This is a genomic window from Streptomyces sp. NPDC021115 (assembly GCF_044333065.1).
Taxonomy (GTDB): Bacteria; Actinomycetota; Actinomycetes; order Streptomycetales; family Streptomycetaceae; genus Streptomyces.
In genome coordinates, this window is the sequence record NZ_JBIRQF010000004.1 from 230,759 (window position 1) to 244,438 (window position 13,680).

The following is a 13,680-nucleotide window of genomic DNA, read 5'->3' on the forward strand; positions in this document are numbered from 1 at the left end:
ACGACCGCACGGAAAGCTTTCTGACTATCCGTCAGATAAATTGACGCTGTCAAGCACCGGCAAGCGCTGGCGAATGCCGGTGAACACTGGCGAACACGACCGCGCGGCGGCACCGAAGCGCCGCCGCGCGGTCGTAAACGACCTCACCCGTCCCGTTTCACTCAATGAATCACCACTACTCACTCGCCTCGGTCATGCGCGAACACCTGCCATGACGGAAAGTTGCCCATCGATCGGCCGACGAACCGCACCGAACGACGTATTACCACGCAAGCATGATGAACTCCGTTCAAACCTTCGACGCGCCCCCGCGCCCCGTAACGCCACGACGCGCCGCCACGCCCTTCCCTTTATCAAACACTTGTCCGAAAATGGAGGACATGGCGAACACTCCACTCGCCCATGCCCTCACCGCCGCGGCCCATGGCTTCCGCGTGATCCCACTGACCCGCGCGAAGCTGCCCGCAGTGCGCTCCCCTCACCACCACGCCCCCGTCCCCCTTCCCTGCCGCGGCGCCTGCGGGCGGCTCGGCCACGGCATCCACGACGCGTCCGCCGAGCCGGAGACGATCCGGGCGCTGTTCGCCGCCGCCCCCTGGGCCACCGGCTACGGCATCGCCTGCGGCTGCGCCCCGCACCACCTCATCGGCGTCGACCTCGACCTCAAGCACGAACCGCGCATCGACGGCGCCGCCGCCTTCGCCCTGCTGGCCCGCCGGTATGCCTTCGCCGTCCCCCGCACCGTCACCGTGCTCACCCCCGGCGGCGGGCGGCACCTGTGGCTGTGCGGGCCGCCCGGGCTCGCGGTCCCCAACTCCGCCGGCCGGATCGCCCCCGGCATCGACATCCGCGGGGCGGGCGGCTACCTCGTCGGCCCCGGCTCGGCCACCGCGCGCGGCCACTACCGCCTCGCGCCCGGCTCCCCCGCCTGGTGCCCCGCCCCCGCCCCAGCCGCGCTCCTCAGCCTGCTGCGACCTCCGGCGCGCACGCCGGTGCGCACGCCTGTGCGTACGCTGCCGGACAGCGATCCGCCGATCCGTACGTCGCCAGGCCCCGACGCCGCCCTCGTACGGTTCGTCCGTGCGTCCCAGGAGGGGCGGCGCAACGACCGGCTGTTCTGGGCCGCCTGCCGGGCGTACGAGACGGGCGCGGGGGACGAACTGGCCCCGGCCCTCGTCGAAGCCGCGCTCCACACGGGCCTGACCCGGCGCGAAGCGGAGGCCACGGTCGCCTCAGCGGCCCGCAGCACCACCGGCCGCCCCCTGCCGCCGGTCGCGTGACCGACCGGGGCCGGGGCGAGATGTGCGTACGGCTAGCGCGGCGCGGCCGCGGCCCTGAGGTCATCGAGACAGTCCCGGGTGATGTCGGTCAGCGCCCGCCCGTCGGGTTCGCCGATCCAGCGCTCGTACGCGACCTTGAAGACCACGACCCCGGTCTCGGCGATCAGACTGGCCGTCGGCTCCGTGACGCCACGTCGGCGTAGCGCGTCGGCCGTCGCGGAGGCGAGCGCGGCGAGCTTCAGCAGTTCGCGCTCCTGGAGCCCGGCGTTCGCGGCGATCACGGCCTGGCGCTGCCGGGAGTGTTCGCGGCGCTCTTGCACACCGGCGGAGATCACGTGCAGGCCCTCGGCCACCGCCTCAAGGGGAGCCGCGGCTTCGGGCGCCCCGGCGATGGCGTTCACGCAGGCGCCGAGCAGCTCGGTCTGGCCGGAGAACAGCACTTCGCGCTTGTCGGCGAAATGACGGAAGAACGTCCGTTCGGTGAGGCCCGCCCGATCGGTGATGTCCACGACCGTCGTCTGCTCGAAGCCCCGTTCGACGTAGAGCTCCAATGCCGCCCGTTCGAGCCGCTCACGCGCGCCCGGCTCCCATCGACCCATGACCGCGATCCTACGCGATGACAGTCACTGACATCGCGGTGGTACGCTTCGATGACAGCGACTGACATCGGCTGGTCCGGGATGCGCCCTGCGCGCCCGGCACGGCCCACCATCCGGAGGTCTCACTGATGCGTTTGTTCGTCACCGGCGCGTCCGGCTTCATCGGCTCCGCCGTCGTTCCCGAACTTCTCCGCGCGGGCCATCAGGTCCTCGGCCTCGCCCGCTCGAACGCCTCGGCCGAGGCCATCGCCGCAGCCGGTGCCGAGGTGCACCGCGGCTCCCTCGACGACCCCGACAGCCTGCACGCGGGCGCCTCCGCCGCCGACGGGGTCGTGCACCTGGCGTTCATCCACGACTTCTCCGACTACGAGAACTCCGTCAAGACCGATCTGCGCGCCGTCGAGACCTTCGGCGCCGCGCTCGAGGAAACCGACCGCCCCCTCGTCGTCGCCTCCGGGCTGCTCGGCGGCACCCCGGGACCGGTGGCCACCGAGCGGGACCGGCCCGACCCCTCGGCCGCGGGCCCCCGGGAGGCCAGCGCGCAGGCGACGCTGGCCCTCGCCGAACGCGGCGTCCGTGCGTCCATCGTGCGTCTCGCGGCGTCCGTCCACGACGAGGGCGACCACGGCTTCGTCCCGATGCTGATCGACATCGCCCGCCAGAAGGGCGTCTCCGGCTACGTCGGCGACGGCTCCAGCCGCTGGCCCGCGGTCCACCGCCTCGATGCCGCACGGCTGTTCAGGCTGGCCGTGGAGAAGGCCCCGGCCGGATCCGTGCTGCACGGCACCGCGGAAGAGGGCGTACCGCTCCGCACCATCGCGGAGGTGATCGGCCGTCACCTCGACCTGCCGGTGGTCTCCGTCCCCGCCGAGCAGGCGGGCGACCACTTCGGCTGGCTGGCCCGCTTCCTCGCCGTCGACGCCCGGGCGTCCAACGCCCTGACCAGCGACCTGCTGGACTGGCACCCCACCGGCCCGACCCTCATCGACGACCTCGAACGCGGCCACTACTTCGGCACCCCGGCTGCCTGAGCCGACGCCTCCGCCACGGCGCCGGGTGGGTGGGGCTCCAGAGGTCCAGAGCTCCGGAGCTCCGCCCACCCCCACTGTTCCTACGGGGCCGCCGTCGCCCGCAGTCCCGCTGGGCCATCGGGCTCAGGTCGGGGCCCTGGCCGAGAAGCCGCGTTCGAGCAGGGCCGCCGGGGTCCCTCTTTGTCCCGAACTCCGCCTCAAACTAACGAGGCCGACGAAACCCCCGATCAGATACGCACCGACGATATGCCGCAGCTATGGAATGGTCCCTACGGCCGGAGACCCTGAGCGCATTCGGTGGAACACCCGAATGACAGCTGGCGCACACGGGCTGCCGTTGGGGAAGATCGGCCAAGCACACGTCCTGGGCGCCCCGGCCTGCTTCCTCGCCCCTGAGCAGGCCGCCTTTGCCACGGGAACCATGTTGTCGGCAGACGGCCGCGGAGTGGGCTGACGGAGGCGGATGTGAGCGACGAAGAATTACCCGCGACGCAAAGCGCACCAGCTGAGGATTCTGCCCGGAATAGTGCCAAGGCCGACTGGGGACGCACCTTCGCTGGCGTGGCCACGGCATTGTTCTGTACTTTCACTTCCTTCGGACTGGTCATTCCCGTCATTCCCTGGCTGGTCACCGAGGAACTGAACGGATCCGCGTTCCAAGTCGGGACGGCCTTCACCCTCTCGGGCGTGGTCGCCCTGCTGGTGCGTCCGTACGCAGGACAGCTGGCCCAACGCAGGGGCAGCAGGCCGGTGATGCTGCTCGGTGCCACCGTCATCATCGTCGTCGCCGGGCTCTACGCCCTGCCGCTGGGACTGCCGGGACTCTTCGCGGCGCGACTGGTAATGGGCGTGGGGGAAGCACTGCTCTTCACCGCGGGCTCCGTCTGGACCGTGTGCTTGACGCCGGCGGAACGCCGCGGACAGATCGTCGGGTTCTACGGGCTGGCCATGTGGACCGGCCTGGCCGTCGGACCGGTGTTGGGGGAAGCGGTCTTCCGAAGCGGCTCGTTCGTCGCGGTGTGGGTCACGGCCGCGGTGCTGCCCGCCGCGTCCGTCGGTGTGCTGTCGTTCCTGCCCAACAGCGCGCGCCTGGGGACCGCCGTGTCCACCCGTCTGCTGCCGCCCTCCTCCGTGCTGCCCGGGCTCTCCCTCGGCTGCGGTGCCTTCGGCTATGCGTCGGTCGCCAGCTTCGGAGCTCTCGCCCTCGCATCGCGCGGTATCGGCAACGGGTCTTTGCTGATCAGCCTGTTCAGCGCGGCGTACGTGAGCGTGCGCCTGCTCGCGGGCCGGGTTCCGGACCGTATCGGCCCACTGCCCGTGATCGTCGTCTCCGCCTCGGTGGAGGCGATCGGCATGGTGCTCATCGCTTTCGCTCCCGTCTTGTGGGTCGCGGCCGTCGGGGCGCTGATCGCGGGGGGCGGATTCACGCTGCTCTACCCGGCCCTCGCCCTCATCACCATCGACACCGCGCCGGAGGAAGAGCGAGGCGCCGCACTCGGGGCCGTCACGTCCTTCTTCGACGTCGCCGTGGGCGCCGCAGGGCTGCTCGGGGGCGCCCTCGCCGAAGTGAGCTACACGGCGACCTTCCTGCTCTCCGCCGTGGCCGTACTCGGCTCACTGCTCACCGGCACCGCCGCGGCACGCCGACGCGGCGAATACCCCGGCGTCTCCGTCTCCTGACGGCTGGGCCTGGTCCACACGCGCAGGTCGAACGGCGGCCAGGGGCCCCGAGGGAACTCTCCGGGGGCGACCGGCGAAGGAGAGATGAAAGCCCAAGCCTTCAGAGCGTTCCCCAGAACGAGAGGAGCCCCGATGACCGTCGAACCAGGCGTCCGCAGGGGGGCGGAGAGCGATGCCTCGGTCATTGCGCGGTCCCGGGATGAGCCCGAGGCATTCGCCGTGCTCTTCGACCGGCACGCGGATGCGGTACACCGTTATCTGGCCCGTAGGCTCGGCGGCGAGTCGGCCGACGACCTCGTGGCGGAGACCTTCACCACCGCTTTCCAGCAGCGGCACCGGTACAACCCCGCGCGGGCCACGGGCAACGACGCCCGGCCCTGGCTGTTCGGCATAGCGACCAACCTGGTCGGCCGGCAGCGGCGGGCCGAGGCCCGCCGGTTCAAGGCCCTGGCCCGTATCCCGGCCCCCGCCGACCACGAGGAGCCGCTGGCCGACCGGGCTGCGGCCCGGGTAGGGGCACAGGCCGTACGCCGCGAGCTGGCAGCGGCACTGGCCGGGCTGCCCGCGCGGCACCGGGACGTGCTGCTGCTGGTGGCGTGGGGCGATCTCGGCTACGAGGAGGTGGCCCAGGCCCTCGGTGTCCCCATCGGCACGGTCAGATCACGGCTGCACCGGGCTCGCAGCAAACTACGCGAAGCGTTGGGCGGATCCGATCCGACGACACTGCGAGAGGCATCCGACCATGACTGACGAACTCGAACTCCTGCGGGACTGGAACGCGGACGCGGCCCCGCTCACCGAACCGGCCCGGGCGCGGGCCCGCCACCGACTGCTCAACACGATGACAGGTACGGAGCGGCACCCCGACACCACACCCAGCCGCCGCCACGCGCTGCGCCTCGCAACAGCCGCAGTGGTCACCATGGCGGTTACGGGCACGGCAGTACTGATCGCCGCGGACGGCGCCGACGAGGGCGGCCGCACCGCCCGCGCGGGCACGAACGCCCCGCAGATGCGCAACGCCGCCGCCGTGACGGTGCTGAACGGGGCGGCGGCGCGGGCGAGTAAGCACGAGAAGCCCGTGGCGCCGCGCGACGACCAGTTCATCTACTGGAAGCGGATCATCAAGGAGACGGAGCGGAAGACCGGCGCGGTCAAGACCTATGTGGACGTGAACTGGGACTCGGTGGACGGCTCCAAGCGATCTTTGACCATGGAGCTCGGCCGGGTGATCTGGGAGAAGCCCATGGGGAAGAACGAGGGCGTGTGGCCGCCTCGGGAGTGGAGCAAGCTGAAGAAGCTGCCCACCGACCCGGAGAAGCTCATCCGGGCCATCATCGGCGTCGGCACGTCCGGCAAGCCGATCGGCGACTTCACCGCGTGGGACTGGTACGACGCCTACTTCATGCTCGGCGAGCTCCTGAAGTGGCCGGTGCTGCCCGAGGGACTGCGTCCCGCCGCGTACGAGGCGCTGGCCCTGGTGCCGGGGGTCAAGGCGACCCCGGGAATGAAGGACTCCGCCGGGCGCACCGGAGTGGGGATCTCCTACCCCAAGCGCCCGTCCGAGAAGGGCAAATACCTCATCTTCGACCCGGAGTCCTATGACTTCCTGGGCTTCCGCGACGAGCGAACCTCGCGTTCCGGGAAGAAGACGTACATCCAGCTGTCGCACGTGGCGGACTGGGCGATCGTCGACCGCTTGAAGCAGCGCCCCTAGGCCCCCTGAGCACTCCAGAACGCGTATCCGGCTGATGGCCGGTCAGGGGCGGTCTCGTGGAGACCGCCCCTCTCACGTGGGACTGGCAGGAGGCCCGGCGCGGGGCTCTTCCCGCCGCCGAGGTCCATACGCCGCTCGCCGAGGTGCCGTACGCGGCGCGGCACGCGGGCATCTCGCTGTGGATCAAGGCGGGCGTGCATCCGGTGGATGTCGCCCGGCGGGCCGGGCACAGCATCGCTCTGGAAGTTCTAGGCGAAGCTGCTGCGCGGGCAGCAGCACCGGGTGAACCAACTGATCGATGACGCCGACTACGTCACAGCACTGAAGGTGCTCCGGCAGATGATGCGGAACACCGGCAGCACCCTGGTCTAGCCATCCGGACATCGGTACTCGATCTGGCCGCAGGTTGGCCGCGCACGCTGGTCAACGCTGGGATTCAGGCGGGAGAGGCTGAGACAGGAAGCGCGTGAGAGGGGGCCCCGGATTCTCCGGGCCCCCCTCTCACCTGCGCTTTTCCTACCTGCGCGGAGGCTGTGGGATTTGAACCCACGGTGACATCGCTGCCACGACGGTTTTCAAGATCTCTCGACGATTTGCCCGGCGGGGCGCTCCGCCGCAGGTCAGACGGGTGCGAGCGCCCCAGAGGAGCCGTCGTCATCGTCATCGTGCCCGCTACGTGCCCCAAGGGCGTGGTCGTGCCCGCTGAGCCAGGAGTCCGCCGCTTCGGCCACCTGGTCATCACGACCGGCGACCGGCCGGGCGTAGTGCCGGGTCGTGACGCTCGCGTTCGAGTGGCCGAGCCGGTGAGCGGCGGTCATCACGCCGTACTGATCGGCGACCCACGTTCCATGTGAGGCGCGCAGATCATGTGGGGTCACGTCGGTCAGCCCGGCTGCCGACACGGCGGGGTCGAAGTACGCCTTGCGCCACTGGTTGTAGCGGAGCGGCTTGCCACCGGGAGTCGTGAACAGGAGCGCGTCGTCCCCGCCGGGCAGGGCGTCCAGGTGTCCGCCGAGCCGCTTCGCGAGCGACGGGCCGACTCGCAGGAGCCGCTTCTGGTGGGACTTCGGTGTGTCGAAGACCAAGGCACCGTTGGCCTCCGCCAGGTTCTCGTCGACCAGGACGAAGCCGCCGGGCACATCGATGTCCACGCGGCGGAGGGCGAACGCCTCGCCGACGCGCAGTCCCGCGTACGCAAGGAGCGCGATCAACAAGTCATGCGGCTTCTCCGCACTCCGTACGATCCGGGAGGCTTCGAGCGGCGTGAGGATGTGTGGCTCGGTCTGCGGCATCCGAGGCAGCTTCACGCCCCGGCACGGCGTCTGCGGGATCATGTCGTTGTCGACAGCCGCCCGCATGATCTGCGACAGGACCCGGTACGCCTGCCGGATGCGGGAAGCGCTGAGCCCCTTGGTCTTCATGGCACCGACCCACTCAGCGATCGTGATCGGCCGGAGGGTCGACAGTTCGCGGTCCCCGAGCGCCGGATTGATCAGCGAGTTGATCAGCGAGCGGTACGAAGCCTGAGTCTTGTGCTTGAGCTGCGGCGAGACGGCAGCGAGCCAGCGGGCCGCCCAGTCACGCACGGTCGTCTGCCCCTCGACCGGATCGAGCCAGCGTCCCTCTTCGATCTCAATGCGCTTCCGTATCAGCCAGCGATCAGCGTCCGTCGAGGTCGCGAAGGTTCGATCCGCCGGACGCAGGACACCGTCAGGTCCTGGATACCGAGCCTGGAACCGGCCGGAGGGCAGCTTGCGGACTCGTCCGAAATCCCGGCGGGACTTGCGCTTGCCAGCCATCAGGCAGCCCTCCTGAGCCCGGTAGGCCGAAGGGCGATCGGTTCCACGGTGTTGGCACCCACGAACGCCTCCACGGCGCTTTCAGGTATGCGGACGTGCCGACCGACCTTCACGAAGGTGATGCGGCGTTCCTCGATGAGTCGGCGGGGGAAACGGACGCCCGTACCCAGCCGCTCGGCGACCTCGTACACGGTGAGGAGCCGGTCCATGGTCACCACTCCCCCTCGTTCGCCAGTGCGTCACGAGCTGTCTCGCGGTTGAGTTGCAGGCCGCGGTGGATGGTGGCGGCGAGGGCTTCTTCGCCGGGGGTGTGGCCGTGCCCGGCGTACTGCCAGTCGGCCAGGACGAGGACGGTGTCCGGCTCGACGTCGTCCAGGCCGAGGGCTGCGGCCTCTTGGGCGGCCCGGAAGTCGGCGCGTGCCTGGCGCAGGGCGCCCAGGGTGGTGGAGTAGCGGCGGGACTTGGAGGAGAAGTGGCCTCGGAAGCCAAGCATGTGCGCCCAGGCCCACAGGCGGCGGTCAGGGTAGAGCGGGTCGAGCCACTTGCAGGCTTCGATCAGGCGACGAGCGTGGTCGGGGACCTGGTGGCGGTCGAGTTCGGAGAGTTCGGCAATGCGGCGGTCCAGGGTGCCGGTGGTCTCGGCGGCTTTGGTGGCGTACTTGGCGACGTAGGAGGCGACGGCCTGTTCGGTGATGTCGGAGTCGTCGCCAAACGCCTTGACGGGGCGGACGTCGAGCTGGGTGCCCCAACGAAAGGTGCGCGCGGGCTGGTCCTCGACGGCCGGGACCGAGACGGAGGTGTAGGCGTGCGTGGCGGCGGCGTGGATGGCGTCGGTGAGGAGCCGCACGGTGGCCCAGGACGGTGGCTCGGTGTTGGGCCCGCCGGGGCCGTCGAGGCGGATGACGGCGTGGAAGTGGATGGCGCCGCGCTTCTGGAACTCGGCGACCTTGCCGTACGAGAGGCGGGCGCACCCCTTCAGCTCTCGCTGGGTGATGCCAGCACGGGCGGCGATCTCGCGGCGTAGCCGGTTGGTGAAGCGCTGCCAGAGCTGCCCGGCGTGGTTGTTGAACAGCACGGCGCCCGCGTAGTCGTAGGTGGCCGGATCGAGGGCAGTGCTCAGCTCAGGTGCGTCCGGAGCGTGGTGGGTACCGCAGCGGCAAGCGCCACGGTCCGGGCGGTTGTGGACCGGGCCGAAGGAGGGAGCGGTGAGGGTGGCAAAGACGCGGGGGTGGTTGCGGACGGTGGCGCGGATGTCTCGGCGGTCGTCCCCGGCCAGACCAGCACGGATGAGGTGGTAGGTGTCGCCCGCGTAGGTCCAGGCGCAGGCCGGGCATCGGGAGGCGCGACGGTTGCCGCAGGCGACGCGGAGCCGTCCGCCCGGCTCGTTAGCGGTGGTGTAGTGGTGCAGGGTGGCACCGGTTGTCTTGTCCTTTTGGGTCACCCAGCCGCGCAGGTGGATGGGGTCGGCGCAGCCGCCGGTACGGCGGATCTGGTCTTCCCAGCGGGTGTAGTCAGGGGCCGAAGCCACCCTCAGCAGGTCGCCGAGGGTGGTCGGGTCGAGCACGTCAGACACGGGCGCCCTCCTGGTCACGACGGACGATGCGGTTGCCGGTGCCGTGGCAGGCCGGGCAGTCGGCGGTGATGGTGTGGAGGTGGCCGCACTGGTCGCGTCCGCCGGTGGTGATGGCGACGGAGGCGAAGCCGTCGCAGCTCGGGCAGGTGCGAGGCGTCGGGCTGGTGCGCTGCGGCATGCTGGGACTTCCTTCCGGTTCAGTGGATCGGGTAGGGACGGCGCCCGGGCGGCGGATGCTTGGCGGTATCGGAGCCGCCCGGGCGCCGGTCAGCGACGCTTGGTGTCGGAGGCGAGCAGGGAGCGCAGGACGACGGAGCAGACGGCGACCGAAACACCGGTCACGGCGACGGCCAGGAGCATGGAGACCAGCACGGCGCCCACGACCAGGACCACGGCCGTACCACCACCGACGAGGGCTATGGCGGTGCCGGGCGTGAGCTGCACGACCGGTCGGGTAGAGGCCGGGGCGTTGGGTATCGGCGGCGGGACTGGAGTTCCAGGGGTGATGGTGGTCGGCTGGATGCCAGTCGACGTCTGCGGAGTGACCAGGCCGGTGGGCTGGGGCATGGTCGGGTGCTTGGGCCGGAGCATGGGCTGTTCCCCTTCCTGGGGTTACTTGACGGCGGTGTCGATGACGGGGGCCAACAGGCTGTCGGCGAGGAGGTAGCCGCCGAGGAGGAGTACGGCGATGAGCCACCAGGGCGGACGGATGAGCTTGACGCCGAGCCAGCCGACGACGATCAGGGCGAGCCAGAGCGGGACGTCCATGGCAGAACCTCCGGTCAGTTGATGCGGCAGCGGTGGGTGCGGGCGGCGAGCTGGGCGGCGGACCGGCTGGAGTAGTCGGCGGACCAGCCGCAGCGGTCGTTGGTGCACACGGCGGCGTGCACAGTGCGGCCGTGCCGGTCGCGGTGGGTGCCGATCTGCACCGGGCCGATCCGCATCACCGAGTGGAAGTGGTCGCGTGCGGGCATCTCAGTCGGTCTCCGTTCGTGTGGCCGTCGGGTCGGGGAAGCTGGCGCGGATACCGGCGGCGGTGGCCGGGTCAGTGGTGCGCTGGGCGGCTTCCTCGGCGAGCAGGTGGGCGAGGAAGGGCCGGTCGGCGGCGGCCATCTCGCGGGCGCCGTCGAGGTAGTCGGCAGCGGTCAAGTCAGCCGGGTCGCGGGTCATGGGACGTCGCTTCCTTTCGGGGTCAGGCGAGCTGGGCGGCGATGGCGTCGGCGAGATGGGGCGGGACGCCGAGACGGGCGCGGAGGGTGTCGGTGTCGATCGGGCCCCCGGTGCGGGCGTGGTGGTCGTCGGCGACTTTGCGGGCGTGGTCGACCAGCGCGACCGGGACCGGCGCGGCGGGAGCAGCGGGCGGTGCGGGGGCGGGCTGGGGCTCGGAGGCGGGAGGCGCGGCGGGTTCCTCGACGTCGGCCACCGGCCCGAGTGCGGGTTCGGCCTTTGGGCCGTCCTCGACGGCCGGGGGCTGAGTTGCCGATTCAGGGTCCGCAGACGCTTCCGGCTCCTCGTGAGCGGTCGTGTGGGCGAGGAGAGTGCCGCCCATGAAGGCGAGGGCGGGCCAGGCGGCGACGAGGATGCGCAGCCAGGCAGGGACGTGGTGCATGTCGAGGAGTCCGGCGGTGGCGACGTTGGCGCCGAGGGAGGCGGCCAGGGCGATGAGGAACCAGCACCAGGCCAGCCGGGTGGGTCCGCCGGTGCGCAGTCGTCGCCAGGCGGCGACCAGGAGCAGGTCGACGCTGATCGGGTAGGCCCAGGCTTTCCAGCCGTCCTGTCCGGCAGCAGCGGCCAGATCGTGCAGGTGGGCGAAGGACAGCGCCCCGGCAATGACCGCCTGGACCAGGACGGCGTCGACACGCGGGCGGGCCATCACGGGTTCCTTCCTGTCGTCAGGCATGGGAGGGGTAGGGACCTGGCGCGAAGACGGTCACGCCGACCGGAAGAGAGGTGAGGGTCAGGCGGAAGCGGGGGCTGTCTTGGACAACCGGACCCGGGCCGAGGGCACCGCTGCGGTGGTGGGACGGAAGGCCGCCAAGGCGGGCACGTCAGGGGTGTGGTGGGCGTGCTTGTTGCAGATGTTCACGGCCTCGCGCAGCGAGGTGTGCGGGGCCCGGACGCGGTGCCAGCCGCCGATCGAATCGGCCGCGATGGCCAGGCCGCGCGTCTCGGCCGGAATCTGGATCGCGGCCAGCACGGCATCGGGGGCGATGTCGCCGAAGGCCATGTTGGCGGACGTTTCGTCGTTGACACGGTGGGCGGTGCGGCCGGTGAGCTGGGCGCGGAGCATGGTGATGCCCTTGCCGAGTTCGGAGCCGAAGCGCTGCCCGCAGATCTCCAGGTAGATGCCGGACGCGCGGCCGAGCTGGGCGAGGCGGATGAGGGCGGTGATGATCCGGTCCCGGCGCTTCTCCTCATCCTTGGTGGCGTACAAGGCGAGTTCGGCGACCTCGTCGACCAGGACCACGACCGGTACCGGCCGGATGTCCTCGGGCAGGTCCCAGATGTCGGCGGCGATCTCCGCGTCCGGCACGGCGACGCTGATCCTCTGCTCGGCCCGGATGAGCTGGTACACCTCCTCCATGTGCATCACCAGCGCCTCCAGCAACTCCAGCGCGGTGTCGGGGTTGTCGGCAAGGGCGGAGAACCGGCGGGCCAGGGGGAACAGCTCCACGCCCTGCTTGCAGTCGATGCCGACCAGGGCGACATGGTGCGGGGCGAGCCCGGCGACCAGGTTGCGCTGGTAGACGGACTTGCCGGACTCCGTAGCCCCGAGGGTCAGCCCGTGTGGGACGGCGCGGTAGTCGCGGTAGTGCACCGAGCCGTCCTCTCGCAGGGCGACCGGGACGCGCATCGGCCGGGTATCGAGCCGGGCGGGCATCTGCACCCGCTTGAGCACGTCGTAGCCGGTCATCCGCACCTCCACCACACCCGAGCGGATCTCACGGGAGGTGACCCCGTACAGGCCGAAGGAGTGGCGGAGCCGGTCGGTGGCGGCGGCGACGTCGAAGGCGTCCTGTCCGGGCTTGAGCTTGAGCCGCAGCACCAGGCCGGTGCGGGTCGGGCGCAGACGCAGGATGCGCGGCGGGCGGGACTCCGGCGCCTCCCGACCAGCCATCCGAGCCAGGGCCAGGCGCCACCGGGCGGGCGGGACGGTCAGCCCGCAGGCGTCCATGACCGAGGCGTAGCGGACCAGGACCCGCACGGTGGCGAAGGTGACGCCGAGGGAAAGCCAGTACCAGGCGGGGCGCCGCCACCGCAGGAGACCCGCAGCAGCGACGACCACCACAGCGACCATGAGCCAGGTCATGATCAGGCCGCCTGCGCGCCCGAGGCGGCGAGCGAGGTGACCGCGACGGCGCGGAAAGCGATCCCGTGCCGCTTCTGACCGTTGAACTCGTTCTCCCATGGCCGGGCGATCAGGCCCGTGAGCGCGACCGGGGTGCCCATGGCCAGGTCACCGGAGATGCCGGTCTCCGGGACGGCGACGGACAGGATCTCGACGTCGTCGTTTGCCGCGAACATCACGTCCACGGTCATCAGCTTCACACCGTCCGCGTCCAAGGCGATCTCACCGGTACGGCGGTCACGGATCTTCGGCTGGGCGGGCTTGGCGACCATCACGGTCGCGGCGGACGTGTCGACGGGAATCTGACGCATGATGGAGGTCCCTTCAGGGGCGGGAGCGGCGTACTTGCTTGGCGGTGGGTCGCCGCTCCTGAACGTTGATGAAATGCCGCAGCAAACCTGCGGAGTGTTCGCGCTTCCAACTGGTGCGCACCAGAAGGTTGCATCTGGTGCGCACCAGATGTCAAGCATCGTCGTTGATCCGGCGTCCCAACTCGCCTGACTGCGACAGTTCCAGGGAAGCGCGCCGAGCAACGTCTGGGTAGACAACAGGGGTTAACAGCAGACCCGTTAACCCCTGCCGACCTGGGCCGATGTAAGGCATGCTGCTGTTACGGCTCAACACCCCCGACGCGGAGCGGCAGTACGCGATG

The 13,680-nt window shown here is 70.6% G+C and carries 17 protein-coding genes; 5 read left to right on the plus strand and 12 right to left on the minus strand.

Annotated features, from left to right (window positions below; translation table 11 throughout):
• The first annotated feature begins 380 nt into the window (after nt 1-380).
• Nucleotides 381-1,280 carry a bifunctional DNA primase/polymerase gene (locus ACH4TL_RS14980; protein ID WP_398314108.1) on the plus strand — a complete coding sequence of 300 codons (900 nt, stop codon included), beginning with the start codon at nt 381-383 and terminating at the stop codon, nt 1,278-1,280.
• 32 nt (nt 1,281-1,312) lie between these two features.
• Here ACH4TL_RS14980 and ACH4TL_RS14985 read toward each other — a convergent pair whose 3' ends face one another.
• Nucleotides 1,313-1,879: a TetR family transcriptional regulator gene (locus ACH4TL_RS14985; protein ID WP_398314110.1), complete on the minus strand. Its 567-nt coding sequence runs from the start codon at nt 1,877-1,879 to the stop codon at nt 1,313-1,315.
• 128 nt (nt 1,880-2,007) lie between these two features.
• Here ACH4TL_RS14985 and ACH4TL_RS14990 point away from each other — a divergent pair, with 128 nt between their 5' ends.
• The 4 genes from ACH4TL_RS14990 to ACH4TL_RS15005 all read left to right on the plus strand — a co-directional run bounded on the left by ACH4TL_RS14990 (nt 2,008) and on the right by ACH4TL_RS15005 (nt 6,307).
• Nucleotides 2,008-2,910 (plus strand): SDR family oxidoreductase, encoded by a 903-nt coding sequence (locus tag ACH4TL_RS14990; protein ID WP_398314112.1) that lies wholly within the window; start codon nt 2,008-2,010, stop codon nt 2,908-2,910.
• A 561-nt stretch (nt 2,911-3,471) separates the two neighbouring features.
• Nucleotides 3,472-4,590, plus strand: coding sequence for an MFS transporter (locus tag ACH4TL_RS14995; RefSeq protein ID WP_398314114.1), 1,119 nt, complete (start codon nt 3,472-3,474; stop codon nt 4,588-4,590).
• 132 nt (nt 4,591-4,722) lie between these two features.
• Nucleotides 4,723-5,340 carry an RNA polymerase sigma factor gene (locus ACH4TL_RS15000; protein WP_398314116.1) on the plus strand — a complete coding sequence of 206 codons (618 nt, stop codon included), beginning with the start codon at nt 4,723-4,725 and terminating at the stop codon, nt 5,338-5,340.
• On the plus strand, nt 5,333-6,307 hold the full coding sequence (locus ACH4TL_RS15005; RefSeq protein WP_398314117.1) for a CU044_5270 family protein: 975 nt from the start codon (nt 5,333-5,335) through the stop codon (nt 6,305-6,307). Before ACH4TL_RS15000 ends, ACH4TL_RS15005 begins: the two co-directional genes overlap by 8 nt.
• 620 nt (nt 6,308-6,927) lie before the next feature.
• Here the strand turns inward: ACH4TL_RS15005 and ACH4TL_RS15010 are convergent.
• The 11 genes from ACH4TL_RS15010 to ACH4TL_RS15060 all read right to left on the minus strand — a co-directional run bounded on the left by ACH4TL_RS15010 (nt 6,928) and on the right by ACH4TL_RS15060 (nt 13,339).
• A complete protein-coding gene (locus ACH4TL_RS15010) occupies nt 6,928-8,106 on the minus strand; it encodes a tyrosine-type recombinase/integrase (protein WP_398314119.1) in 1,179 nt (392 codons plus the stop codon).
• The gene (locus ACH4TL_RS15015; RefSeq protein WP_046085260.1) at nt 8,106-8,315 is read right to left on the minus strand and encodes a helix-turn-helix domain-containing protein; all 210 of its coding nucleotides are present in this window, start codon (nt 8,313-8,315) and stop codon (nt 8,106-8,108) included. The genes ACH4TL_RS15010 and ACH4TL_RS15015 overlap by 1 nt, the downstream gene beginning before the upstream one ends.
• 2 nt (nt 8,316-8,317) lie before the next feature.
• Complete coding sequence (repSA, locus tag ACH4TL_RS15020; RefSeq protein WP_398314121.1) at nt 8,318-9,697, minus strand: replication initiator protein RepSA; 1,380 nt, start codon at nt 9,695-9,697, stop codon at nt 8,318-8,320.
• On the minus strand, nt 9,672-9,857 hold the full coding sequence (locus ACH4TL_RS15025) for a hypothetical protein (RefSeq protein WP_398314123.1): 186 nt from the start codon (nt 9,855-9,857) through the stop codon (nt 9,672-9,674). Before ACH4TL_RS15025 ends, repSA begins: the two co-directional genes overlap by 26 nt.
• Before the next feature lie 89 nt (nt 9,858-9,946).
• Nucleotides 9,947-10,270, minus strand: coding sequence for a SpdD-like protein (locus ACH4TL_RS15030; RefSeq protein WP_398314125.1), 324 nt, complete (start codon nt 10,268-10,270; stop codon nt 9,947-9,949).
• Between the two features lie 21 nt (nt 10,271-10,291).
• A complete protein-coding gene (locus ACH4TL_RS15035) occupies nt 10,292-10,447 on the minus strand; it encodes a hypothetical protein (RefSeq protein WP_109376597.1) in 156 nt (51 codons plus the stop codon).
• Nucleotides 10,448-10,461: 14 nt separating this feature from the next.
• Nucleotides 10,462-10,653, minus strand: coding sequence for a mobile element transfer protein (locus ACH4TL_RS15040; RefSeq protein ID WP_179935397.1), 192 nt, complete (start codon nt 10,651-10,653; stop codon nt 10,462-10,464).
• A gap of 1 nt (nt 10,654) precedes the next feature.
• Complete coding sequence (locus ACH4TL_RS15045; protein ID WP_398314127.1) at nt 10,655-10,849, minus strand: hypothetical protein; 195 nt, start codon at nt 10,847-10,849, stop codon at nt 10,655-10,657.
• A 22-nt stretch (nt 10,850-10,871) separates the two neighbouring features.
• On the minus strand, nt 10,872-11,552 hold the full coding sequence (locus ACH4TL_RS15050; protein WP_398314129.1) for a DUF2637 domain-containing protein: 681 nt from the start codon (nt 11,550-11,552) through the stop codon (nt 10,872-10,874).
• Nucleotides 11,553-11,636: 84 nt separating this feature from the next.
• Complete coding sequence (locus tag ACH4TL_RS15055) at nt 11,637-12,989, minus strand: FtsK/SpoIIIE domain-containing protein (protein ID WP_398314131.1); 1,353 nt, start codon at nt 12,987-12,989, stop codon at nt 11,637-11,639.
• Between the two features lie 2 nt (nt 12,990-12,991).
• Nucleotides 12,992-13,339, minus strand: coding sequence for a hypothetical protein (locus tag ACH4TL_RS15060; protein WP_398314133.1), 348 nt, complete (start codon nt 13,337-13,339; stop codon nt 12,992-12,994).
• Nucleotides 13,340-13,680 lie beyond the last annotated feature (341 nt).